A 20,758-nucleotide genomic window follows, 5' to 3' on the forward strand; every position below is an offset into this window, starting at 1 on the left:
TACTTGGCGGCGGCTGGTGGCCAAAAGGCTAGATGAAGGCCATTTCAAAACCCTGTTATGCCGATGTCATCGCGGATATACCGATGTCATCGCGGAACCGGGCGGGTGGCGGCCGTATACGACCGCCGCCCGCCCGGCGTACGGCCCGCGGGGCGTACGCGCGGGCCCTGGCCGTGACCCCTCGGACACGCCCTAGTCGCCGTGGTCGGGGTGGCCGCGCGCGCCGAACAGCCGACGGCAGCCGGCGGCCAGGTCCGGGGTGCAGGCGCCCACGCCGCACTCGACGGGCTGTGCGGACAGCGCGGGCAGCAGCCTCGCGCGCTCCGCGTCGTAGCGGCGCGGCGACGGTGCGCCGTTCGTCATCGAGGCCAGGCCGGGGCCGCGCGGCAGGTCCGCGCCACCGCGGACGGCGGCGAACTCGCCACCGCACGCCGCGCGATAGGCGCGGACGGCGGGCGTCAGAGGCGGGCGGGCGAGGGCGGCCGCGACCGCTCGGCGTTCGGCCGCGAGGTCGCCCACGCCGCGGGGTGCGCAGGGGACGGGACCCGCGGCACCCGCGGCAGCGCCCACGCTCCAGCTACCGGGCCCGACGCCGTTCCCCCCTGCCCATCCCGCCTCCGCAGCCGCACCGGCCTCCACGACCGCGGCCTGCTCCATCGCGTAAAGACGGACCAATTCAGGCAAGCGATAACGGAGTTGTCCGGCCCGTCCGGTGTCCCTCACCTCGACGAGCCGGGCGTCCACCAGCTCCTCCAGCAGACTCTCCAACGCGGCGGCGGGCAGGCCGAGCAAGGGGGCGGCCACCCACTCCCCGAAGTCGGTCAGGGCCAGCCGGGCCAGCCCGTGCAGCAGCCGCCTGGCAGCGGGGCCGATGCTCTCGTACGACGGCCGGAGACTGGCACGGACGGCCAGCCGGTCGTGGCACAGCTCGTCCAACCGCCGCCGCTCGTCGGCCAGTCGCGCCACGGCCCGCGCCAGCGACCAGTGCGGCTTGGCCGCGAGCTTGGCGCCGACGATGCCGACCGCCAGCGGCAGCCGGCCGCAGTGCCCGACCAACTCCCGCGCGGCCTCCGGCTCGGCCCCGGTGCGGCCGGCGCCCACGATGCGCCTCAGCAGTTCGACGGCTTGCTCCTCGGAGAAGACTCCGAGCTCGAAGACGTTCGCCGTGGACACCACGCCGACCCTGGCGCGGCTGGTGATCAGCACGCCACAGCTGCCCGTCCCGGGGAGCAGCGGGCGGATCTGCTCGGTGCCCGCCGCGTCGTCGAGAACGATCAGGATGCGGCGGTCCGCCAGTAACGCACGGTAGCGCTCGGCACGCTGCTCGACCCCCTCGGGGATCGCCGCCGCGGGCAGGCCCAGTTCGCGCAACAGCCGTGCCAGCGCCTCCCCGGGCGCTACCGGGCGGGCGGTTGTTGCCCGCAGGTCGATGTAGAGCTGCCCCCCGGTGAAGGCCGGACGCAGCCGGTGCGCCACATGAACCGCCAGGGTCGACTTGCCCGTTCCGCCGGCGCCCACCACACCGACGACCGGCACCGGGCCGGTGGCCGGCGCCAAGATGCCCTGAATCGCGGCGATTTCGGTTTCCCGACCGACGAACTCCCCGGTGTCACCGGGGAGCAGGCAGGGACCGGTCGATGGCACGGCCGCGGCCGACACGGTGGAAGCCTCCGCGACGGGCACCGAGGCGGGCACCGCAGCGGGCCATGCGGTGGGAGCGCCCGGGGCATCCGGGGCGACCGCTGCCCCGCGTTCCCCTCCAACGACGTTCGACCGCACCGGACCCACCGGCCCCACGGAACTCACGGGACTCACGGGATGTACGGAACCCACAGGACTCACTGGCCCCACCGGCGGAAGAGTCCCATGCAGAATGTCGTGATGCAGCTGCCGGAGCTCGGCTCCCGGAGCCACCGCGAGTTCGCTCTTCAGCAGCTCGCTGGTCTCCCGGAAGACGCGCAGCGCGTCGGCCTGGCGCCCGGAATGATAGAACGCGGTCATCAACTGGGCCCGGGGGCGCTCGAAAAGTGGGTGTTCCTGAATGAAGCTGGACAGCTCGGATATGAGGTGCTCGTACTGCCCCAACTCCAGCTGGATCTTCGTGCACATCTCCCGCAGCGCGACCCGCTTCTCCTCCCAGGCGTGCACGTCCGACTGCCACACCTGGCGCGAGATGCCCGCGAGCAGCGGACCGCGCCAGAGCGACAGCGCCTCCCCGAGGAGCTCGACCGCCGCTTCGTTCTCACCGGCGGCCCGCCGGTCGGCGGCTTCCTTGCCCAGTTGCGTCACCCGGCGCGTATCGAGCCGGAGGGCGTGGGTCTGCAGGCGGTACCCCGGCGCGTCGGTGACGATCAGGTCGCCCGCGGCGCCGGCCTGTGTCAGCTTGCGCCGCAGGAGGGAGACGCACACGGCGACCTGGTTGCTGGGGTCGGCGGGCGGCCGGTCCTCCCATACACAGTCCACCAGGCGCTGGACCGGAACCGTCTCCCCGGCGCGCAACAGCAGCGTCCCCAGTACGGATTGCAGTCGCGGGGCCGTCATCTGAAGCCGCCGGCCGCCCACTTCGATGTCCAGCGGCCCCAGTAAGCGGCATTCCAGAACGCTACTCGTCGACGCGGCCACGGCAATTCCCCCTTGTGAGCACTTCTTACCCGCGGGGGCCCACGCCCCGCGAGCCTGCGGAACTAGCGTTCACCGCACCCAGAGTAGGGGCGCGCAGCGCTCCTTGGCGGCTGTGACATCACGGCGAGGACGCCGTGGCGGCGAAGCGGGCCGTGACGCAGGACGTCATGCGCCGACGGAAGCGCCCGACTCCTGAGCGGCAAGATCATCACGGGTATTAATGCAGCCCACAGATAGCCCCTCAAGGTCCCGTCCCACCATGTGAGACACCCCTCACCCACCGAACAACACCCACACCCACCCCCGAACACCCCACGACGCACACACCACCATTCCCCCTTCCCCCCACCACAAGTCCGTGACCTGCAGAAACACACCCCGAGATCGCGCCCGGCGCCAGATCCGGCACCGCGGCGACGTACCAGCACCGACGAGCGCATGGCCGACCCGGCACCCGGCATCCCGATCGAGGACATCATGAGGGAGACGCTGGCGCGCAGTGAGTGAGTACCGCGCCGTCTTCCGACCGGGCATCGCTCCACCGCCTACGGCACCTGAACGCCCCTGACGTCACATCAGGACATCCCTCACCGATCCGACACGGGATCGACGAAGAGGTCGGGCTCGACGGAGCCCGACCTCTTCTGACCTGCATGTTCGCCACACCGAGCGACGTGGCGTCGGAGGCGTTGGTTCAATGCGTTCGTTCAGATGCGTTTGCTCAGTGCGTTTGCTCAGATGCGTTTGTTCAAAGGCGCATCGCTCAGCCATCCGTGGACCTGGCCCCGACGGGCGCGCCGGCAGGGCACTGCCTCTCAAGAGGAAGCGAAGCGCTGATCACTGGCCAGTGCGGTCAGGTCATCGAGGGCTGGTCTTACGGCGGCGCATCCACCACACCAGGCCCCCTCCCAGAGCGACCAGTGCGGCAGCCATGCCGGTGATGAGGCCGATGGGGATGTCGGAGCCCGTGTGGGCGAGGTCGCCGTTCGGGTCCTTGGTGGCGGGTGGGCTGGGATGCGTGCCTCCGTTGTGGGTGGGGTTCGGGGGTGGACTGCCGGGGTGGTGCGTCGGGGAAGGTTCACCCGTATGTGAGGGTGTCGGCGTCGGGGTGGGCTGGTCGCCGCCTCCGGTGGCGCCGGCTGCGTTACCGCCGATGTACAACTCGTCGGTGTCCCGGTAGGAGGTGTCGTCGGACCTCAGGGACGTCTTGGTCGTCGTGTCCAGGGTGCGGTACTGGAGGCCGAATTGGGCGCTGGTGATGTTCCGCTTCGGGCTCTTGGAGAAGTCGACGCCGCCGACGGTGTAGATGTAGACCGTCCCGCCGACAGGCAGCTTGTACTTGAAGTCGCCGTTCTTGTAGGACCTGACCATCTCGTCGTAGACGGTCTTCTTGTCCCAGTTCTTGTTCTTTCCGCGCAGCGGCCACCGCTTGAGATCATTGCTGTCGATGATCTTGTGGAAGTCGGTGGGATTCTTCGCGTCCTGCCGGCGGATCCACTCCGCAGCCACACGTGAGGTGTAGACGCGGCGCAGGTCGGCGTAGAAGGGGTCGCTGTTGACCTTCTTCTCGACGATCGGGATGATCTCGCGGTTCAGCACGCTCATGTTGTGCCGGATCTGCTCTTTGCTCAGCTTGCAGGATCCGCCGGGCCCCGGGGTGTTGTAGTCCTGGGCAACCGACTGGACCTTCAACGGCGCGTCCAGGATGTATATCCCGCCGTCCTGCTCGCGCACCTTGGCGGGCCTGGGGGTGATCCAGTTTCGGGTGGAATTCATGCACGGCTTGCCGTCCACGGTGGAGATCCCGTACCAGAACCGTTTCCCCGCAGGAGTGTCGGGGTTCATGGCGCGCGCGTAGTCGTGCTTCATCTCCATGTCGGCCTGGAGCAGGACTCGGCCTGCGTCGGTCTTCGCGAACGCGGAGTCCATGATCCGGTCGGGCTGGTCCGGGTTGAGGTTGACCCACATCTTGTCCGGTGTCAGCGCGAGCCAGGTGAAGAACGCGTCCGAGGCAAGGTCCATTTTCTCCTTGCCGCCCCAGGACGGGTTGGTGTCAGGGTTCTTCGTCAGATCGGCGTGCATGGAGTAGTCCATGCCCCTGCCTTTGACGGGTGTGCCGACGTAGCGCAGCTCCAGCGTGGAGAAGTCCACTCCTCCGGGTCCGCCGCGCGGGAGCGTGCCGCGGACGTCGATCCTCCGTGCGGCGCCCTGCTGACGGCGCGCGTCCTCCGGGGTGGGAGGCGAGTTGTAGGCGCGGTCGTTGGCCGGACCGCGGGTTCCCTTGTTCGGGTCCGGGGCGAACCAGCGGTCCTCACGCGAGTAGCCACGGATCGGGACGGTGCGCGCCACCCCGTTGTACTGGCGCTGGAAGCCGCGGACCTGGTTGGTCTTGCCGCGTTCGGCGGAGACGTCTTTGTCGAGCTGCTTGATCTTGTCGGCGTCTTCCTGATCCCACTTCTTTCCGCCTGTGTAGCGCAGCGTGTGATCAGGCTTCTCCTTGAGGATGGTGCGATCGGCCCTGAGTTGGTCATCGCGCGGCTTGGAGTTCGACTTGAACTCGTTGAACTCCAAAGTGCGCTTGTTGTAGGCGTCGTAGCGGCGAGAGGCAATCAGCTTGCCGTTCTCGTCGTAGACCTTGACATCGACTTCGCACAGCCAGTCCGGACCGACGAGGTTGAAGTCCTTGACCAGACGACCTTCGAACGCGGCGCCCTTACGGTTGTTCTCCTGCTTGCCGACGTAATCGATGGTGAACCAGTTGGTGAAGTCGGCGTCGGGGCGTCCGGTGGCCAGGAACCGGGCGTAGATCGCGGTCGCACGATCTTCCGGCTTGCCGGTCTTGGTGGCGTAGCGCGACCAGCGGTCGGCCTGCTTGCCCGGGGTGGGTGCGTCGGAGAACTTCGAGGCGACACGTGCCTTGTCGGCGGCAGTGGGGGCCTTCAGCCCGTCGAACGCCTTGCCGGGCAGGTCGTAGTTGTAGTTTTTCGGGTCTCCCTTCCAGATGTCGAAGTTGTCCGGCCCCGCGGGAAAACCCGAGTTCGACGGACTCTTGGCGAACTCGCGCCCGAGGTGGAACTTGTCACAGCGCTTACCGCCCGAGATGACGACCTTGTTCGCTGCCCAAGCATCCGTGACACCGGAGCCGGGCAGACCGGTGACGGTCACCGCTCCGGCGAGGCCTAACGCGGCCAGGACGCGGGAGACGGGCCTCCACCGTTTCGGTGGGCTTATGGAGTGCATCAATTACGGCGTCTTTCCCTCGTGTGGGGGCACTGAGGGGTGGTGACGGCGCGCGGTGCCCCCCGTGACATGTGCGCCGACCGGCCCCCACCGTAGCGACCCGCACCGGGGAAGGACTGACTTTCACAACTCTTTCAACATGTCAAGTACCCTGAATACAGGGCGAGTTGATCACCCGTCCAGGAACCACAGATCTTCCATGCTGCCGGTGTAATCCTCGGTGTGCCGCACCCTGAACACGCTCGTCTGCAACGGCCACGGCCATGGGTCCGCCTCCCCCAGCGCCAAACCGCACAGCCCCGACCAGTCCATCTGCCCCGGATCGTCCGCCCACTCGACGCCGTGGGCTTCCGGAACGGGCGGCGTCAGATCCAGCGCCGCGAGAAGTGCATCGGGCTCTCCGACGACCTCCCACGGCTCCATCGCCGGCCATCCGCACGCGTACAGCATCGTGCCGCAAGGAAGTCGCACGATGTCCTCGGTGTGGCTCTCGCCGCAGTCGACATCGACCCTGCCCACGATCCGGGCATCCGGGTAGCGCCGCGAAAGCGCTGCGGTCTCCTCCAGCAGGTGCCGGCCGGTACCGTCGTCGGCAAGCGCTGGGTCCGATATCCCGGTCACGTTTCCCCATACGCCCACGCGCACCAGATCGAGATCGGATCGCGTGTTCAGATACAAGCCCTCGTTGGCCGGCACGGGCGGCAGGACCTCCAGTACCTCTTCCACGGTAGGGAACGCTTCGGCGAAACGGCGGGCCGCGTCCGGGTCGTTGGCGGGAAGAGTTCTGGCGCTCACGGTGAAGGGCTGCGTGACGAGGGTGAGGGAGTAGTCGCCCCCGCCGCGTACCATCGTCTCCGGCCCAATGGTCCAGTAGTCATGGTCGCTCATGGGATCACGGTAGCGGCGCCTTGCACCTCCCCTCCCGACCTCCTCAACTTAAGCCCACCGCCATCCCGTTCCGCCCGTCGGGTCCGTCCGGTCTGGTCGGGCGGTCGGTCGGGCCGGCGAAATGGGGGCGGCCGTTGACCGAGACGGGCGTACGTAGCGGATGAGGTTTCGTGCCGGCGGACGGACGATCGCGCCGCTATGAGTGATGAGTGAGGAAGCGTCAGGTCAGGACTTCTTGACCACGCTGGACTTGAGCTGCATGGAGCCGAACCCGTCGATCTTGCAGTCGATGTCGTGGCCGTCCACTCCGTCCACGAGCCGGATGTTGCGCACCTTGGTGCCCGCCTTGATCCCGGTGGGGCTGCCTTTGACCTTCAAGGTCTTGATCACGGTTACCGAGTCGCCGTCTGCGAGGACGTTGCCGACCGCGTCCCGGATCATCTTGCCTCCGGTGTCACCGGCGGGTTCAGCGGACGCGGGTGACCACTCGTGCCCGCACTCGGGGCAGATCAGGAGCGTGCCCATCTCGTAGGTGTACACGCTGGAGCACTCGGGGCACGGCGGCAGATTCTCGGTCACGGAGACAGTGTATTTGAGGTCGCGGCGGGATCGTAAATTGCAAAAATATGCAATTGCCTACATGCTGTGGCGGTCGTGCCCGTAGTAGCCGCGGGCACGACGCCCAAGGAATGCCCCGCCGACGGTGGGGCTGTGTATTGAGTGATCGAGGACGTTCGTGCTGGTCCCGCTGTATCAGGCCAAGGCTGAGTTCTTCCGGATGCTGGGGCATCCGGTGCGTATCCGTGTGCTGGAGCTGCTGCAGGACGGGCCGATGCCGGTTCGGGGTCTGCTCGCGGAGATCGAGGTCGAGCCGGCGGCACTGTCGCAGCAGCTGGCGGTGCTGCGCCGCTCGGGCATCGTCACCTCCACGCGCGAGGGCTCCACCGTCGTCTACGAGCTGGCGGGCGGCGATGTCGCGGAGCTGATGCGGGCCGCGCGGCGGATTCTGACGGAGATGCTGGCCGGGCGGAACGAGCTGCTGGCCGAGTTGCGGGAAGCCGAGGTCGGCGCCGAGTGAGCGCTCCGCTGCTGAGCCGGGCCTGGGCCCCGGTCCGTTCTGTGCTGCCTGGTCGCGCTGATCTGGCGGCGATGGGCCGTAATCCGCGGCGGGATCTGCTGGCCGGGCTGACCGTGGCCATCGTGGCCCTGCCGCTTGCGCTGGGTTTCGGTGTCTCCTCGGGGCTGGGGGCGGAGGCCGGGCTGGCGACCGCGGTGGTCGCGGGCGCGCTGGCCGCACTCTTCGGTGGCTCAAACCTGCAGGTGTCCGGGCCGACCGGGGCGATGACTGTGGTCCTCGTCCCGATCGTCGCGCAGTACGGGCCAGGCGGTGTGCTCACCGTCGGCCTGATCGCCGGGCTGATGCTGATCGCCCTCGCCGTGGCGCGGGCCGGCCGGTACATGCAGTACGTGCCCGCCCCGGTGGTGGAGGGCTTCACCCTGGGTATCGCCTGCGTGATCGGGCTGCAGCAGGTACCCAACGCGCTGGGCGTGGCCAAGCCGGAGGGTGACACGGTCCTGGTGGTGACCTGGCGCGCGGTCGAGGAGTTCGTACGGCACCCCGACTGGACGGCCGTCTGCCTCACGTTCGCCGTGGCCGCGATCATGCTGATCGGCGCCCGATGGCGGCCGGCCATCCCCTTCTCCATCGTCGCGGTGATCGCCGCGACCCTCGCCGCGCAGCTCTTCCACTTGGACGCCGCGAAGCCGATCGGTGACCTTCCGGCCGGCCTGCCCGCGCCGTCGCTGTCCTTCCTCGACCCGGGCGCGCTCGGCTCCCTGCTCGCCCCGGCGGTGGCGGTGGCGGCGCTGGCCGCGCTGGAGTCGCTGCTGTCGGCGTCGGTGGCGGACGGCATGACCGTGGGGCAGAAGCACGATCCGGACAAGGAGCTGTTCGGGCAGGGCCTGGCAAACCTCGTCGCGCCGCTGTTCGGCGGCGTCCCGGCCACCGGCGCGATCGCCCGTACCGCCGTCAATGTGCGCACAGGTGCGGGCTCGCGGCTCGCCGCCCTCACCCACGCCGCCGTCCTCGCCGTGATCGTCTTCGCGGCCGCGCCGCTGGTCTCCAAGATCCCGCTGGCCGCGCTGGCGGGCGTGCTGCTGGCGACCGCGGTCCGCATGGTCGAGGTCGGCTCGCTGCGGGCGATGGCGCGGGCGACCCGCTCGGACGCCGTCGTCCTGGTGCTGACCGCGGTGGCCACCCTCGCCCTGGATCTGGTCTACGCAGTCGTCATCGGCCTGGTGGTGGCGGGCTCGCTGGCTCTGCGGGCGGTGGCCAAGCAGGCCCGGATGGAACAGGTCTCCTTCGCGCCACACCTCCCGGGCGCAGACAGCGAGGAGGAACAGGCCCTGCTCGCCGAGCACATCGTCGCGTACCGGATCGACGGGCCGCTGTTCTTCGCCGGCGCGCACCGCTTCCTGCTGGAACTGGCCAAGGTCGCCGACGTACGGGTGGTGATCCTTCGCATGTCGCGGGTGACGACCATCGATGCCACCGGAGCGCTGGTCCTCAAGGACGCCGTGGAGAAACTGAACCGGCGCGGCATCGTCGTGATGACGTCAGGCATACGGCCCGGCCAGCGCCAAGTCCTGGAATCCGTGGGCGCGTTGGAGCTGCTGCGGCTGGAGGGCCGGGAGTATGCCACCACCCCCGAGGCCATCGCAGGCGCCCGTGCCCACCTGCAGCGCACCGGAGTCCTTCCCCTCCCCGCCCAACGGCCCCAACCCGCTTCCCTGATCGCCGAGGAGGCCGCCTCATGACCACCCCGCCCACCGCCGCTCGCCGCATGGTCGACATCTCCGGCGAGGAAGCCCTCTACCTGCTCGCAGGCGCTGCCCAGGGACGGCTGATGTACGAGCAGCGGGAGGTGACAGCCGTGCGCCCCGCCTCCCACGTTCTGGAGTACGGACGCCTGATCGTCCGCGCGCCGGTCCCGGCCGCTGCCCTCACCGGGCGGGTCACCGTCACCTACCACGCAGACCACGTCCACCCGACAACCGGCACCGGCTGGGCCGTGACCGCCTCCGGACTGGCCGAGGCCATCACCGAGCAGGGCGAGGCCGCCCACTACCGGCGCACCCTTGTCGGCTGGTCCCACGGCCCGCACGACACACTGCTGCGCATCCATCCGCAGACTGTCAACGGCTACCGCTTCGCGCACGCCGCCGGTCCCGCCGAGGCGCAGCCCGGCGCAGGAAGGCCCTCGTCCCGGTGACCGCCCAGCCCGTTGCCCTGCCGATGCGCTCTGTGCTCGTCGCGCCGAATGTTCCCGCCTCGGTCCGGTTGGCTCGCGAAACGGCCGAGCTGACCTTTGCGGGCTGGCGCATCAACCTCGGTCATCCCGTCCTGGGGCCGGCCCTGCTGGTGCTCAGCGAGCTGGTCACCAACAGTGTCCAGCACGCCGCTGAGTACTCGCCTCAGATCACTGTCACCTACGCGGCAGGCGCCGACGTGCTCGCCTTCGCCGTCCACGACCGCGACCCCTACGTACCCGATCCCCTCAGTTTCCCGCAGAGCCCCGGAGGGCTGGCCACCGTCGCCGAGCTCACCGCCGAGTGGGGCGGCACCTGGACGGTACGGCCGGACGCGGACGGTGGCGGCAAGAGCGTATGGATCACCCTGCCGCTGTGACCTGACCTCATCGGCCCACGCGATCGCCGAGGCCGCCCGGCAACTGGCCGTACATGGCAGGCCGTTGGAAGTCGCCGCGAGGCAGCAGTGGCGCACGTCGCCGAGCATGAGGGCGCCGCCGAGGAGGTCATGGACGACAAGAGCGGTGATGTCGCAGTGACCCCAGGCAGGATTGCCCGGTTGCCAATCTGCGGCATCGTCGGGCGAGCAGGTGTCGGCGGCCCAACTCGCGCGGAAGGCACGGTCGATATCGATCAGGCTCCACGGTGTCATGCCGTGCAGTGTGCCGGTCGGCACCGATATGCGCCCCGTCCGCAGCGAGCGGCTCCACCGAACGCAACCAGTGGCCCGGCAGCACCACCGGAGCAGGTCACTGCCGGGCACGGCCCCCTCTCCTCTCCCCACGGAGAGGAGAGGGGCTGAGGGATGTGGCGCCCGCGCCGCGCAGGGGTGTGATTCGCACGAATCTCCCTCCGAAGACTTCGGGAGTTGCTAATTTTAGCAATTCACGAGGCCATGACCGTGGGCAAGCTGGGCGAGGATGGCCGCATGACGTTGACGAATGGGTGGACGGGATGCGTGGGAGAGCGGTCACTGTGGCCGTCGAGGGCTGGCAGGAGGCCGGTCCGGTGAGCGCGCCGCTGTATCAGCTGAAGGCTGAGTTCTTCAAGACCCTGGGGCACCCGGTGCGGATTCGGGTGCTGGAGCTGCTGAGTGAGCGTGAGCATGCGGTCTCGGAGATGCTGGCGCAGATGGAGGTGGAGCCGGCGTTTCTGTCCCAGCAGCTCGCGGTTCTCCGGCGCGCCAATCTGGTCGTAACCCGCAAGCAGGGTTCGGCCGTTTATTACTCGTTGACCAGTCCTCATGTGGCGGAGCTGCTGAAGGTGGCGCGCACCATCCTCACCGGGGTGCTGACCGGGCAGGCCGAGCTGCTGGCGGACCTGCGGGCCGCTACTGCGGAAGGCAAGCCGGGCCGCGCACCGTCGTAGCCCCCTCCGACGGCGGCCGTCCCCGGCGCAGTCCTGCGCTCTGGTGGCAGCAAGGGGGCGGCCGCTTCGCGCTTGGTGAGGCACTGGGATCGCTGACGTGTAGGAGTCTGTGATGAGCCTGTTGCGCAAGATCCGTGACACCGGGCGGGTGGCGGAGCCCGCTCCGCCACGACCGCGGACCGCACCTCCACCCGCGGCCCGGGATCTGGGTGGCTCCGCGCAGGTGCGCTGTGTCGACGCGGGCTCGTGCAACGGCTGTGAGATCGAGATCGCGGCGGCCTTCGGGCCGGTGTACGACGCGGAGCGGTACGGCGCCCGGATGGTGGCCTCGCCCCGGCACGCGGATGTCGCGCTGGTGACCGGCCCGGTGACGCGGAACATGGCCGAGCCGCTGCGCCGCACCGTCGCCGCGATGCCCGAGCCCCGGGTGGTGGTGGCGGTGGGGGACTGTGCCGTCAACTGCGGTGAGTTCTCCGGAGGTTATGGGGTCGAGGGGGCGGTCGGTGATGTGGTGCCGGTGGATCTGGAAGTGCGCGGATGCCCGCCGCGACCTGAGGAGATCGTGGCGGCGCTGCGCACCGTGACCGGCCGGTGAACGTGATCGGGCCCGCGCTCGGCGCGGCATCCGCGCTGGCCGGCGCGGGCGCCGTGGCAGGGACGCTGGTGCCGGCACGGGGACGGTCAGCCGTGGTGGGAGCCTGTACGGCGGGGGCGGGGGGTGCCGGACTCGCCGCGGGTGTCGCGGCATTGGGCGGTGTGCGGTGGTCGATCGACCTTCCGGGTCTGCTGCCGCTGGCCGGGGTACGGCTGGCCGTGGACCCGTTGTCGGGGCTGTTCATGGCGGTGGCCGGCGCGGTGGTCGCAGGCATCGCCGTGTACGGGATCGGGTACACGGGGCGGGGTGCGCACGGTGCCTCGTCGCGCGGGGCGCAGGCCGTACTGCCGCCGTTCGCCCTGACGCTGGTGCTGGTCCCGGCGGCGGCCTCGGTCTCCACGTTCCTGGTGCTGTGGGAGGTCATGGCGCTGACTTCGCTGCTGCTGGTGCTGGCCGAGCACCGGGAGCGGGCCGAGGTACGGCGCGCCGGGCTCTGGTACGCGGTGATGACGCACCTGGGGCTGGTGCTGCTGCTGGCGGGGCTGGCGCTGTTCGCCGCGCGGGCCGGGGGCCAGAGCTTTGCCGCGCTGCGGGCCGGAGCGGCCGGGATGCCGCCGTGGGTGCGCGCGGCAGTGTTCGTGACGGTGGTGGCGGGGTTCGCCTCGAAGGCGGGCGGAATTCCGCTGCACGCCTGGCTGCCACGGGCCCACCCCGAAGCCCCCAGCCACGTCTCGGCGTTGATGAGCGCGGCCATGGTCAACCTCGGGATCTACGGGATCGTGCGAGTGGGCTTCAATCTGCTGGGCGGGGGCCCGATGTGGTGGTGGCTGGGGCTGATCGCGGTCGGCTCGGTGTCGGCGGTGTACGGGATCCTGCAGGCGGCGATGGCTTCGGACCTCAAGCGGCTGCTGGCGTACTCGACGAGCGAGAACATGGGGCTTGTCCTGGTCGGCATCGGGGCGGCAGGGCTGTTCGCGGCGACCGGCAACGGGCCGCTGGCCGCGCTCGCGCTGGTGGCGGCGCTGCTGCACGTGGTCAACCACGCGGCGTTCAAGGCGCTGTTGTTCTGCGCGGCCGGATCGGTACTACGGGCCACGGGGCTGCGGGACCTGGACCGGCTGGGGGGCCTGCGGGCACGTATGCCACTGACGGCCGGGCTGTTCGCGCTGGGGGCGCTGGGGGCGGTGGCGCTGCCGCCGGGGAACGGGTTCATCAGCGAGTGGCTGCTGTTGCAGTCGTTGATTCACGGTCTGGTGGTGCCGGGGGTGGCCACGGCGATCGTGCTGCCGCTGGCGGTTGCGGTGATCGCGCTGTCGGCCGGGCTGGCGGCGGCGGTGTTCGTCAAGGCCCTGGGGGTGGGGTTCTTCGCCCGGCCGCGCAGCGAGTCGGCCGAGCGGGCGGTGGAGAGTCCGTCGGCGATGCTGGTGGGGATGGGGCTGCTTGCCGCCTGTTGCGCGGGACTGGCCCTGGTTCCCGGGGTGTTGGGGAGCGGGTTGGACCGGGCGGTTACGGCGGCCGGTCTGACGGGCGCCAAGGCGCTGTCCGGCGGTGGTCTCCAGGTGCGGTTGCAGCAGGTGCCGGCGTCGCTGGCGCCGCTGTGGGTGGTCGCCGCACTCGCCACGGTGCTGGCGGTGGCGGCCGGGCTGCCCCGCCTGATCGGGCGTCGCCGCCGGCGGCGGAAGAACGCCCGGCTGTGGGACTGCGGAGGGGGCGCGCCCACTCCGCGCATGGCCTATACGGCCACCTCGTTCGCCGAGCCGCTGCAGCGCGTCTTCGATGACGTGCTGGCGCCGGAGCAGGACGTGGATGTCACCCCCGTCCGCGAATCCGCCTACCTGGTGGAGCGGGTGCGCTACCAGCGGCGGGTACCCGACCGGATCGAACACCGCTTGTACGAGCCGGTGTTGGCCGCGCTGGCGCGCGTGGGCGGGGCAGCGCGGCGGCTGGCGGGCGGGAGCGTGCATCTCTATCTCGGCTACGGCTTCTTCGGCCTGGTCGCCCTGTTGCTGGTATTGGCGGTGGGCTGGTGAGCGGGACCGGATTCGCTGCGGTGGCCGCGCAGATCGTCGTCGTGGTCGGCGGCGCTCCGTTGCTGGCGGGATGGATGCGCCAGGTGCGGGCGAGGATGGAGGGCCGGGCGGGCGCCGGGATCCTCCAGCCTTGGCGCGATACCCGCAAGCTGCTGCGCAAAGAGCCCATCACCCCCATCGGTACCGGCCCCGCCTTCCGTACCGCCCCTGCCTTGCTGGTCGCCACCACGGCAGTGGTGGCCGCGCTGGTGCCGCTGCTGTCCACCACCACACCCGTCAGCGCCCACGCGGACCTGATCCTGGTCGTCGCGCTGCTGGCGCTGGGCACCGTGGCACTCGCACTGGCGGGGCTGGATTCGGGTACGGCGTTCGGCGGGATGGGCGCCTCCCGGGAGATGACGGTGGCCGCGCTGGTCGAACCGACCATCCTGGTGGCGGTGTTCGCCTTCTCGATACCGGCCGGGTCGACGAATCTGCCCGCGATCGTGGCCGGCGCGGTCCGTGAGCCGTCCCGGCTGGCGTCGCCCGCCGGGCTGCTGGCCACCGCCGCGCTGGCGGTGGCGGTGCTGGCGGAGACCGGCCGGATTCCGGTGGACAATCCCGCAACCCACCTGGAGCTGACCATGGTCCACGAAGCCATGGTCCTGGAGTACTCCGGCCCGGATCTCGCGCTGGTCGAACTGGGCGCGCAGATGCGGCTGACGGTCCTGCTGGGTCTGCTGGCCTCGCTGTTCGCACCCTGGGGCATCGCCACCGGCGCCTCATGGCCGGCGCTGGCGGTGGCGCTGGCGGCGTTCGTCGTGAAGGTCGCGGTACTGGGGGCCGTATTGGCGGCGGCCGAGGTGTTCTGGGCCAAGGTGCGGCTGTTCCGGGTGCCGGAGCTGCTGGCCGGGTCCTTCCTGCTGGCGCTGCTCGCGGTCACCTCCTCGTACTTCCTGAGCGGTGAGTGAGGAGCCGATGAGCGCAGGTGTCTACACCCAGCTCCTGGACCTGGCCTGCGGGGCCTTCCTGCTTGCGGCCGTGGTGGTGCTGTGGCGGCGTGAACTGGTGGCGATCGTGAGGACCTTCGCCCTCCAGGGCATCGCGCTCGCCGCCATCCCCCTCCTGATCGGGCTGCACGACCACCACTGGGGACTGATCGCGGTCGCCGCCGGCATCGGCGCACTCCGGGCCGGGGTGCTGCCGTATCTGATGCGCCGGGCGCTGGCCGCCCTGGCACCGTCGGCGGGCGAGGAGCATCACTACGAGGAGGATGTCAGCGAGGCTCGCGAGACCCAGCCACTGGTCAACGTCGCCGCCTCCCTGCTCACCGCAGCCGCCCTGACCCTGCTCGCCTACGCCGTCGCCCGGCCGCTGGTCGCCCTCCACCCGGGCCCGGCCGCCCGCGCCCTGCCGGTCGGTCTGGCGGTGGTGCTGATCGGCCTGTTCGTCCTGGCCACACGACGCCGGGCGCTGGCCCAGGTGGTGGGCTTCCTGCTGCTGGACAACGGCATCACCGCCACCGCCTTCCTCGCCGCCTCCGGAGTGCCGCTGATCGTCGAACTCGGCGTCTCCTTCGACGTGTTGCTGGCCGTCCTGGTGCTGCAGATCCTCACCACCCGCATGCGCACCGCTTTCGGCACCACCGACATCGACGACCTGCGGGAGCTGCACGACTGATGCCGACTTCGCCGAATTCACTGGGCGGGACCGCCTCCGCGCTCGTTCTCTCCGCTCCTGTCGTGGTGCCCCTGGCCACCGGTGCCACCTACGCCGCCATCCGACGGTACGCGCCGTCCGCCTGGCTCGGCCTGGTCTCGCCCGCCGCGATCCTGGCCGCTGCGGTCGTACTGACCCAGGCGGTGCGAGGCGGCGGCGCCGCGGTCTCGGCGTACGGCGGTGTGCTGCGCGCGGACGCGGTGACGGTGTGGATGCTGCTGGTCGTCGGCGCGGTCGCCGCCGTCGCCTGTGCCACCGGGCCCGGCTATCTGGCGCACGAGCGCGCCGCCGGGCACGCCACCGCGGGCACCGCCCGCGCCTACCACCTTCTCGTGCACGCCTTTCTGGGGGCGATGTGTGCGGCGGTGCTGGCCGGCAACCTCGGGGTGCTGTGGGTGGCCATCGAGGCCACCACCATCGTCACGGCCTTCCTGGTCGGCCACCGCCGCACCCGCGCCTCCGTCGAAGCCGCCTGGAAGTACGTGGTGATCTGCTCGGCCGGGATCGCGCTGGCCTTCCTGGGCATCGTCCTGCTCTACTACGCGGCACGAGCCGCGGGTATCCCCGAGGCGACCGCCCTGGACTGGCCGACCCTCGTCGCCCACGCCGGCAGCCTGGACCCTGCGATCACCCGCCTGGGCATCGCGCTGCTGATCCTCGGCTTCGGTGCCAAGGCCGGCCTCGTGCCGCTGCACGCCTGGCTCCCCGACGCCCACAGCCAGGCCCCCGCCCCCGTCTCCGCCCTGATGTCGGGGGTGCTGCTCGCCGTCTCCTTCTCCGCCGTACTGCGCGGCAAGGTCATCGCGGACGCGGCACTGGGCCCCGGCTACGCCCGGACTCTGCTGGCCATCGCCGCCCTGCTCACGCTGGCCCTGGCCGCGGCCCTGCTGCTCGGCCAGCGCGACTACAAACGGATGCTGGCGTATTCGAGCATGGAGCACATGAGCCTGATCGCGCTCGGCGCCGCCATCGGCACCCCACTCGCGCGAGCCGCCGTGCTCCTGCACATCGCTGGGCACGGGCTGGCCAAGACCGTCGCCTTCTGCTCCTCGGGCCACATCCTCCACCTTCGGCGCACGACGCGGATCGGCCGGGTACGGGGCCTGCTGGCCCGCGCCCCCGGCCTCGGCACCGCCTTCGGCCTGGCCGTCGTCGCGCTGCTGGGATTCCCGCCCTTCAGCCTCTTCGCATCCGAACTGGGCATCGTACGAGCCGGATTCGCGGCCGGCCTGGGCCGGCTCACCGCCCTCGCCCTGCTTCTGGTGCTGACCGCCTTTGCCGCCCTGGCGCTGCGCACCGCCAAGATGCTGCTGGGCCCGCCTCCCCTCGCGCCCGGCACCCCCGCCGTCCCCGTACGCCTGGGGGTGGCCGCCGGGCTTCCGCTCGCCGCAGGGCTGCTGGCATGCGCCGCCCTGGGCGTGTCGGTCGGGCCGCTGACCGATCTGCTCACCGCCGCCACCGCGATTCTCGGAGGGCACTGACCCGTGCCACAACGCCGCGCCATCCGCACCATCACCGACATCACCGCATCCGAACTACCCAAGCACGCAGGTGACTTGCTGGGAGCCGGGCATCGCGTCGCCCTGGTCGCCGCCCATCACGATGCGGACGGTGCTCCGGGGGGCCGCGCCCTCCGCGTGGTCTACCTCTTCACCGCCGGCCCGCCCGATGTCCGCACCGAACTCCACGTCCGCCTCGACGCCGACCGGCCCGAGCTGCCCACCCTCGCCCCGCTCTCCTTCCCCACCGGTCGGTTCGAACGCGAGATGCGCGATCTGCACGGCGTCGTCCCCCGCGACCACCCCCTGCCCCAGCGCCTGGTCCGCCACTTCCACTGGCCCAAGGGCTGGTACCCGATGCGCCCCGACGCCGGCCCGCCTCCGCCGTTCGCCGAACCCGAAGGCCCCTACCCCTTCCTGGAAGTCGAGGGCGACGGCGTCTACGAGATCCCCGTCGGCCCCGTCCACGCCGGACTCATCGAACCCGGCCACTTCCGCTTCTCCGTCGTCGGCGAGACCATCCTCCGCCTCAAAGCCCGCCTCTGGTTCGTCCACAAGGGCATCGAGAAACTCTTCGAAGGCCGCACCGTCGAGCACGGCCTCCCCCTCGCCGAGCGCATCAGCGGCGACACCGCCGTCGGCCACGCCCTCGCCTACTGCCTCGCCGTAGAAGAAGCCACCGGCACCCAGGTCCCCGCATCCGCCCAGCGCGCCCGTGCCCTCCTCCTGGAACTCGAACGCCTCCACAACCACACCGCCGACCTCGGCATGCTCTGCAACGACGTCGGCCACTCCATCCTCAACGCCCAGGCCCAACGCGTCCGCGAACAACTCCTCCGCCTCAACGACGAGATCACCGGCCACCGTCTCCTGCGCGGCGGAGTCGTCCCCGGCGGCGCCGTCCTCCGTTCGCTACCCGACCCCGCCCGGATGCGCGCCGTACGCGACGACATCCGCGAGATCGCCGACCTCGCCCTGGCCCACTCCACCATCCGCGACCGCTTCACCGGCACCGCCCACCTGCCCACCGCCGCCGCCCGCGACCTCGGCTGCCTCGGCTACGTCGCCCGCGCCAGCGGTCTGGCCACCGACGCCCGCATCGCCCACCCCTTCGCCACCCACGACCCCGCCCCCGCAGTCCCCTCTCACACCCGCGGCGACGTCCTGGCCCGCTTCCTCGTCCGCGCCGAGGAAGTCGACACCTCCACGGCCCTGATCAATCATCTGGCCGCCGGCCTGCGCCCCGGCGCGACCACCGCCTGGCCACCGCTCCCCGGCACCGACGCCCCGGGCTCCGGGGTGGGCATCGTCGAGGGCTGGCGCGGCACCATCACCACCCGCGTGGAACTCGACTCCGACCAGACCCTGGCCCGCGTCAAACCCGTCGACCCGTCCTTCTTCAACTGGCCCGCCCTGCCCCTCGCTCTCAACGACACCATCGTCCCCGACTTCCCGCTGACCAACAAAAGCTTCAACCTGTCCTACGCCGGCAACGACCTGTGATCACGACGCGGGCGAGCGCGCGCGGGATGCGCACCGGAGAACTCCGCAGAGGATCACGCCTGGGCCTCGGCGAGGCTTACTGATCGTTTCCGCTCCGTGCAGCCTGGGATTCACCACCCAGCTCCACTTCCTTCCGGACCAAACGCAGGGAAAATAACCGGCATTCACAGCGCCTCCCACTATTTTGTTTGTATGCCGAGACCCTTGGGTGATCTGGAAGACGCGGTGATGACGCGGGTCTGGGAGTGGAACCGCCCGGTCACCGTTCGAGACGTTCTGGAGGATCTCCAGAAGGAACGGTCGATCGCCTACACCACCGTCATGACCGTATTGGACAACCTCCATCAGAAGGGCTGGGTCCGCCGCGAAGCCGAAGGCCGTGCCTATCGGTACAAGGCCGTCTCCACTCGCGCTGCGTACGCAGCCGCGCTGATGAACGAAGCATGGTCCACCAGCGACAACCCCGCCGCCGCGCTCGTCGCCTTCTTCGGCATGATGTCGCCGGAACAGCGGCAAGCCCTCCGCGACGCCCTGAGGATGGCACAGGCCGACGATCAGGTCGAAGCAAAGGAAAAATAGGCCGGCGCCCGGAAAATGACCGCGAAACAGCCTCGGAAAACAGAGTCGCCGGCCGAGGCCGATAGCTTGCGCCAACTTGACCTGACCAGCGGCGTAAATCTCGTCTTCTGCGTGCGCACGACCTGGTCCGTGCCACGGCTGCCGTCGGCCCAACGGGTCAACAGGCCGCGACAGCAGGCCGGTTCGGTGGGGCACGCACCAGGCTCGCCGTACCGGTGACGGTCCCGCTCCCGCCGGTCCGGGTGGCCGGGTCGAGCGTGTCGGCCTCATACGCGACGACACCAGAGACTGCGGCCGATCCCACCAGGGACGCGTCCTGGCGGGTACGGATCACCACCGAGCCGTCCTCGATGAGTCTCCCGTACGGCCAGGACCGTCGCCTACTTGCCGGCGTGACTTCCCAGATAGAACAGCAGCGCCATGAACCCCAGCAGGAGATGGCTGCCGGCGATGTAGAGGAACACCCGCAAGGACGCCCCCCGCTCCTTCCTCTCCTCGGACATCCCACCGCCGAAGGACGGTTCGGGTATGGACTGGTCGTTGGCCTGGTCGTCAGGCATGGCCGCTCTCCTGGGTGTGTCGGGTATCAGGGCTTGGCGATCCGGTGACGGGGTGTATGGGGACCGGTGGCCTCGTCTGTCCGGCGCACTCGACAAGCACGGTGTTTCCGTCGAGGACCGCCTCAGGCGAAGGACAGCCGCCATCGGCATGCAGGTACGTGATCTCACAGCGCATGGAAGCAAGGGCTTCTCTCCGCCCTGGTTCACCGGGCATCGGCATCGGGGATGAGGAAGCGGGCCAGGACGTCCTTGCCAGGGCCGGCCCAGTCGGGCTCGACAGTGAGTGTGCCGCCGAACCACGCGGTCAGCTCGGCAACGGTCCGCAGCCCCGCGCCCACCGCAGCGCCCTCCACGTCCGGGATCCGAGGGTCTCGATCAGCCACGCCGATCACGAGCTGCCCGGCGCCGACCGTGACCCCGACATCCGCCGTGGGCGACCGGTCCGCGGCGTGGCGCAGCACATTGGCCACCAGCTCACCGACCACCAGCAGCGCCGCGTCCGAAAGCAACGACTTCGGGGCGATACCGAACTCGGCAAGCTTCGCCTCCGCCTCCCGCCGGGCCATGCGCACCGCACCGGGCTCGACGGGCACGGTGAACACATGCCGTCGCACCTGCGGCAACGTGTGCTCACCGGCAGCGGTGGGCGACATCTCCCGCCGCCGCGGCAGGAAGCGCCCCACCCACCTCACGACGCCCCCTCCCGCGCCAGCTCATACACCACGATCGAGCCGCCCCGCGTCGCGGTCACGATCCCCGCCCGACGCACCCGCTCCAGCACTGCTTCGACGAAGCCGCCCACCCAAACCTCCACACGCAAACGGTTCACTGCTACGGCAACTATCGAATTTAAGAACTCTGCAAGTC

Annotated in this window: 19 protein-coding genes and 2 pseudogenes; 13 read left to right on the forward strand and 8 right to left on the reverse strand. The window is 70.2% G+C overall.

Annotated features, from left to right (window positions below):
• Positions 1-192 precede the first annotated feature (192 nt).
• Positions 193-2,541, reverse strand: coding sequence for a BTAD domain-containing putative transcriptional regulator (locus tag ACRAS8_RS12635; protein WP_438486025.1), 2,349 nt, complete (start codon positions 2,539-2,541; stop codon positions 193-195).
• A gap of 510 nt (positions 2,542-3,051) precedes the next feature.
• Here ACRAS8_RS12635 and ACRAS8_RS12640 point away from each other — a divergent pair.
• A pseudogene (locus ACRAS8_RS12640) lies at positions 3,052-3,129 on the forward strand (type II toxin-antitoxin system prevent-host-death family antitoxin); the annotation flags it as partial.
• 351 nt (positions 3,130-3,480) lie between these two features.
• Here the strand turns inward: ACRAS8_RS12640 and ACRAS8_RS12645 are convergent.
• The 3 genes from ACRAS8_RS12645 to ACRAS8_RS12655 all read right to left on the reverse strand — a co-directional run bounded on the left by ACRAS8_RS12645 (position 3,481) and on the right by ACRAS8_RS12655 (position 7,329).
• Positions 3,481-5,787 carry a hypothetical protein gene (locus ACRAS8_RS12645; RefSeq protein WP_438486026.1) on the reverse strand — a complete coding sequence of 769 codons (2,307 nt, stop codon included), beginning with the start codon at positions 5,785-5,787 and terminating at the stop codon, positions 3,481-3,483.
• A gap of 246 nt (positions 5,788-6,033) precedes the next feature.
• Positions 6,034-6,750 (reverse strand): DUF6333 family protein, encoded by a 717-nt coding sequence (locus ACRAS8_RS12650; RefSeq protein ID WP_438486027.1) that lies wholly within the window; start codon positions 6,748-6,750, stop codon positions 6,034-6,036.
• A gap of 225 nt (positions 6,751-6,975) precedes the next feature.
• Positions 6,976-7,329: a zinc ribbon domain-containing protein YjdM gene (locus tag ACRAS8_RS12655; RefSeq protein ID WP_438486028.1), complete on the reverse strand. Its 354-nt coding sequence runs from the start codon at positions 7,327-7,329 to the stop codon at positions 6,976-6,978.
• 157 nt (positions 7,330-7,486) lie between these two features.
• Here ACRAS8_RS12655 and ACRAS8_RS12660 point away from each other — a divergent pair, with 157 nt between their 5' ends.
• From ACRAS8_RS12660 to ACRAS8_RS12675, 4 genes are all read left to right on the forward strand, one after another.
• Positions 7,487-7,828, forward strand: a complete 342-nt coding sequence (locus ACRAS8_RS12660) for an ArsR/SmtB family transcription factor (RefSeq protein ID WP_438486029.1) — start codon at positions 7,487-7,489, stop codon at positions 7,826-7,828.
• A gap of 71 nt (positions 7,829-7,899) precedes the next feature.
• A complete protein-coding gene (locus ACRAS8_RS12665) occupies positions 7,900-9,567 on the forward strand; it encodes a SulP family inorganic anion transporter (RefSeq protein ID WP_438486030.1) in 1,668 nt (555 codons plus the stop codon).
• Positions 9,564-10,022 (forward strand): pyridoxamine 5'-phosphate oxidase family protein, encoded by a 459-nt coding sequence (locus tag ACRAS8_RS12670; protein WP_438486031.1) that lies wholly within the window; start codon positions 9,564-9,566, stop codon positions 10,020-10,022. Before ACRAS8_RS12665 ends, ACRAS8_RS12670 begins: the two co-directional genes overlap by 4 nt.
• 68 nt (positions 10,023-10,090) lie before the next feature.
• Positions 10,091-10,438, forward strand: a complete 348-nt coding sequence (locus tag ACRAS8_RS12675; protein ID WP_438486032.1) for an ATP-binding protein — start codon at positions 10,091-10,093, stop codon at positions 10,436-10,438.
• A 102-nt stretch (positions 10,439-10,540) separates the two neighbouring features.
• Here the strand turns inward: ACRAS8_RS12675 and ACRAS8_RS12680 are convergent.
• Positions 10,541-10,711 (reverse strand): annotated as a pseudogene (locus ACRAS8_RS12680) (YunG family protein); the annotation flags it as partial.
• A gap of 356 nt (positions 10,712-11,067) precedes the next feature.
• Between ACRAS8_RS12680 and ACRAS8_RS12685 the strand changes: the two are divergent.
• From ACRAS8_RS12685 to ACRAS8_RS12720, 8 genes are all read left to right on the forward strand, one after another.
• Complete coding sequence (locus ACRAS8_RS12685) at positions 11,068-11,427, forward strand: ArsR/SmtB family transcription factor (protein ID WP_438490446.1); 360 nt, start codon at positions 11,068-11,070, stop codon at positions 11,425-11,427.
• A gap of 112 nt (positions 11,428-11,539) precedes the next feature.
• Positions 11,540-12,022 (forward strand): NADH-quinone oxidoreductase subunit B family protein, encoded by a 483-nt coding sequence (locus ACRAS8_RS12690; RefSeq protein WP_438486033.1) that lies wholly within the window; start codon positions 11,540-11,542, stop codon positions 12,020-12,022.
• Positions 12,019-14,052: a proton-conducting transporter transmembrane domain-containing protein gene (locus ACRAS8_RS12695; RefSeq protein WP_438486034.1), complete on the forward strand. Its 2,034-nt coding sequence runs from the start codon at positions 12,019-12,021 to the stop codon at positions 14,050-14,052. Before ACRAS8_RS12690 ends, ACRAS8_RS12695 begins: the two co-directional genes overlap by 4 nt.
• Positions 14,049-15,002 (forward strand): respiratory chain complex I subunit 1 family protein, encoded by a 954-nt coding sequence (locus ACRAS8_RS12700; RefSeq protein WP_438486035.1) that lies wholly within the window; start codon positions 14,049-14,051, stop codon positions 15,000-15,002. The genes ACRAS8_RS12695 and ACRAS8_RS12700 overlap by 4 nt, the downstream gene beginning before the upstream one ends.
• A 7-nt stretch (positions 15,003-15,009) precedes the next feature.
• Complete coding sequence (locus tag ACRAS8_RS12705; RefSeq protein ID WP_438486036.1) at positions 15,010-15,711, forward strand: hypothetical protein; 702 nt, start codon at positions 15,010-15,012, stop codon at positions 15,709-15,711.
• The gene (locus ACRAS8_RS12710; protein WP_438486037.1) at positions 15,711-17,231 is read left to right on the forward strand and encodes a proton-conducting transporter transmembrane domain-containing protein; all 1,521 of its coding nucleotides are present in this window, start codon (positions 15,711-15,713) and stop codon (positions 17,229-17,231) included. The genes ACRAS8_RS12705 and ACRAS8_RS12710 overlap by 1 nt, the downstream gene beginning before the upstream one ends.
• Positions 17,232-17,234: 3 nt before the next feature.
• Positions 17,235-18,752 carry a hydrogenase large subunit gene (locus tag ACRAS8_RS12715; RefSeq protein WP_438486038.1) on the forward strand — a complete coding sequence of 506 codons (1,518 nt, stop codon included), beginning with the start codon at positions 17,235-17,237 and terminating at the stop codon, positions 18,750-18,752.
• A 192-nt stretch (positions 18,753-18,944) separates the two neighbouring features.
• Complete coding sequence (locus ACRAS8_RS12720; protein WP_438486039.1) at positions 18,945-19,331, forward strand: BlaI/MecI/CopY family transcriptional regulator; 387 nt, start codon at positions 18,945-18,947, stop codon at positions 19,329-19,331.
• A 380-nt stretch (positions 19,332-19,711) separates the two neighbouring features.
• Here the strand turns inward: ACRAS8_RS12720 and ACRAS8_RS12725 are convergent, their stop codons facing one another.
• The 3 genes from ACRAS8_RS12725 to ACRAS8_RS12735 all read right to left on the reverse strand — a co-directional run bounded on the left by ACRAS8_RS12725 (position 19,712) and on the right by ACRAS8_RS12735 (position 20,705).
• A complete protein-coding gene (locus tag ACRAS8_RS12725; protein WP_438486040.1) occupies positions 19,712-19,891 on the reverse strand; it encodes a DUF6126 family protein in 180 nt (59 codons plus the stop codon).
• Between the two features lie 203 nt (positions 19,892-20,094).
• The gene (locus ACRAS8_RS12730; protein ID WP_438486041.1) at positions 20,095-20,583 is read right to left on the reverse strand and encodes an ATP-binding protein; all 489 of its coding nucleotides are present in this window, start codon (positions 20,581-20,583) and stop codon (positions 20,095-20,097) included.
• Positions 20,580-20,705, reverse strand: a complete 126-nt coding sequence (locus ACRAS8_RS12735; RefSeq protein WP_438486042.1) for a hypothetical protein — start codon at positions 20,703-20,705, stop codon at positions 20,580-20,582. Before ACRAS8_RS12735 ends, ACRAS8_RS12730 begins: the two co-directional genes overlap by 4 nt.
• Positions 20,706-20,758: the final 53 nt, after the last annotated feature.

This window comes from Streptomyces sp. S186 (assembly GCF_051603415.1).
In the GTDB taxonomy this organism is placed as follows: domain Bacteria; phylum Actinomycetota; class Actinomycetes; order Streptomycetales; family Streptomycetaceae; genus Streptomyces.

Coding starts and splice junctions, on each gene's coding strand:
- ACRAS8_RS12665 (WP_438486030.1), top strand. CDS start 7,900: ATGGGCCGTAATCCGCGGCGGGATCTGCTGGCCGGGCTGACCGTGGCC.
- ACRAS8_RS12710 (WP_438486037.1), top strand. CDS start 15,711: ATGCCGACTTCGCCGAATTCACTGGGCGGGACCGCCTCCGCGCTCGTT.
- ACRAS8_RS12725 (WP_438486040.1), bottom strand. CDS start 19,891: ATGCCTGACGACCAGGCCAACGACCAGTCCATACCCGAACCGTCCTTC.
- ACRAS8_RS12635 (WP_438486025.1), bottom strand. CDS start 2,541: ATGACGGCCCCGCGACTGCAATCCGTACTGGGGACGCTGCTGTTGCGC.
- ACRAS8_RS12670 (WP_438486031.1), top strand. CDS start 9,564: ATGACCACCCCGCCCACCGCCGCTCGCCGCATGGTCGACATCTCCGGC.
- ACRAS8_RS12650 (WP_438486027.1), bottom strand. CDS start 6,750: ATGAGCGACCATGACTACTGGACCATTGGGCCGGAGACGATGGTACGC.
- ACRAS8_RS12720 (WP_438486039.1), top strand. CDS start 18,945: ATGCCGAGACCCTTGGGTGATCTGGAAGACGCGGTGATGACGCGGGTC.
- ACRAS8_RS12705 (WP_438486036.1), top strand. CDS start 15,010: ATGAGCGCAGGTGTCTACACCCAGCTCCTGGACCTGGCCTGCGGGGCC.
- ACRAS8_RS12690 (WP_438486033.1), top strand. CDS start 11,540: ATGAGCCTGTTGCGCAAGATCCGTGACACCGGGCGGGTGGCGGAGCCC.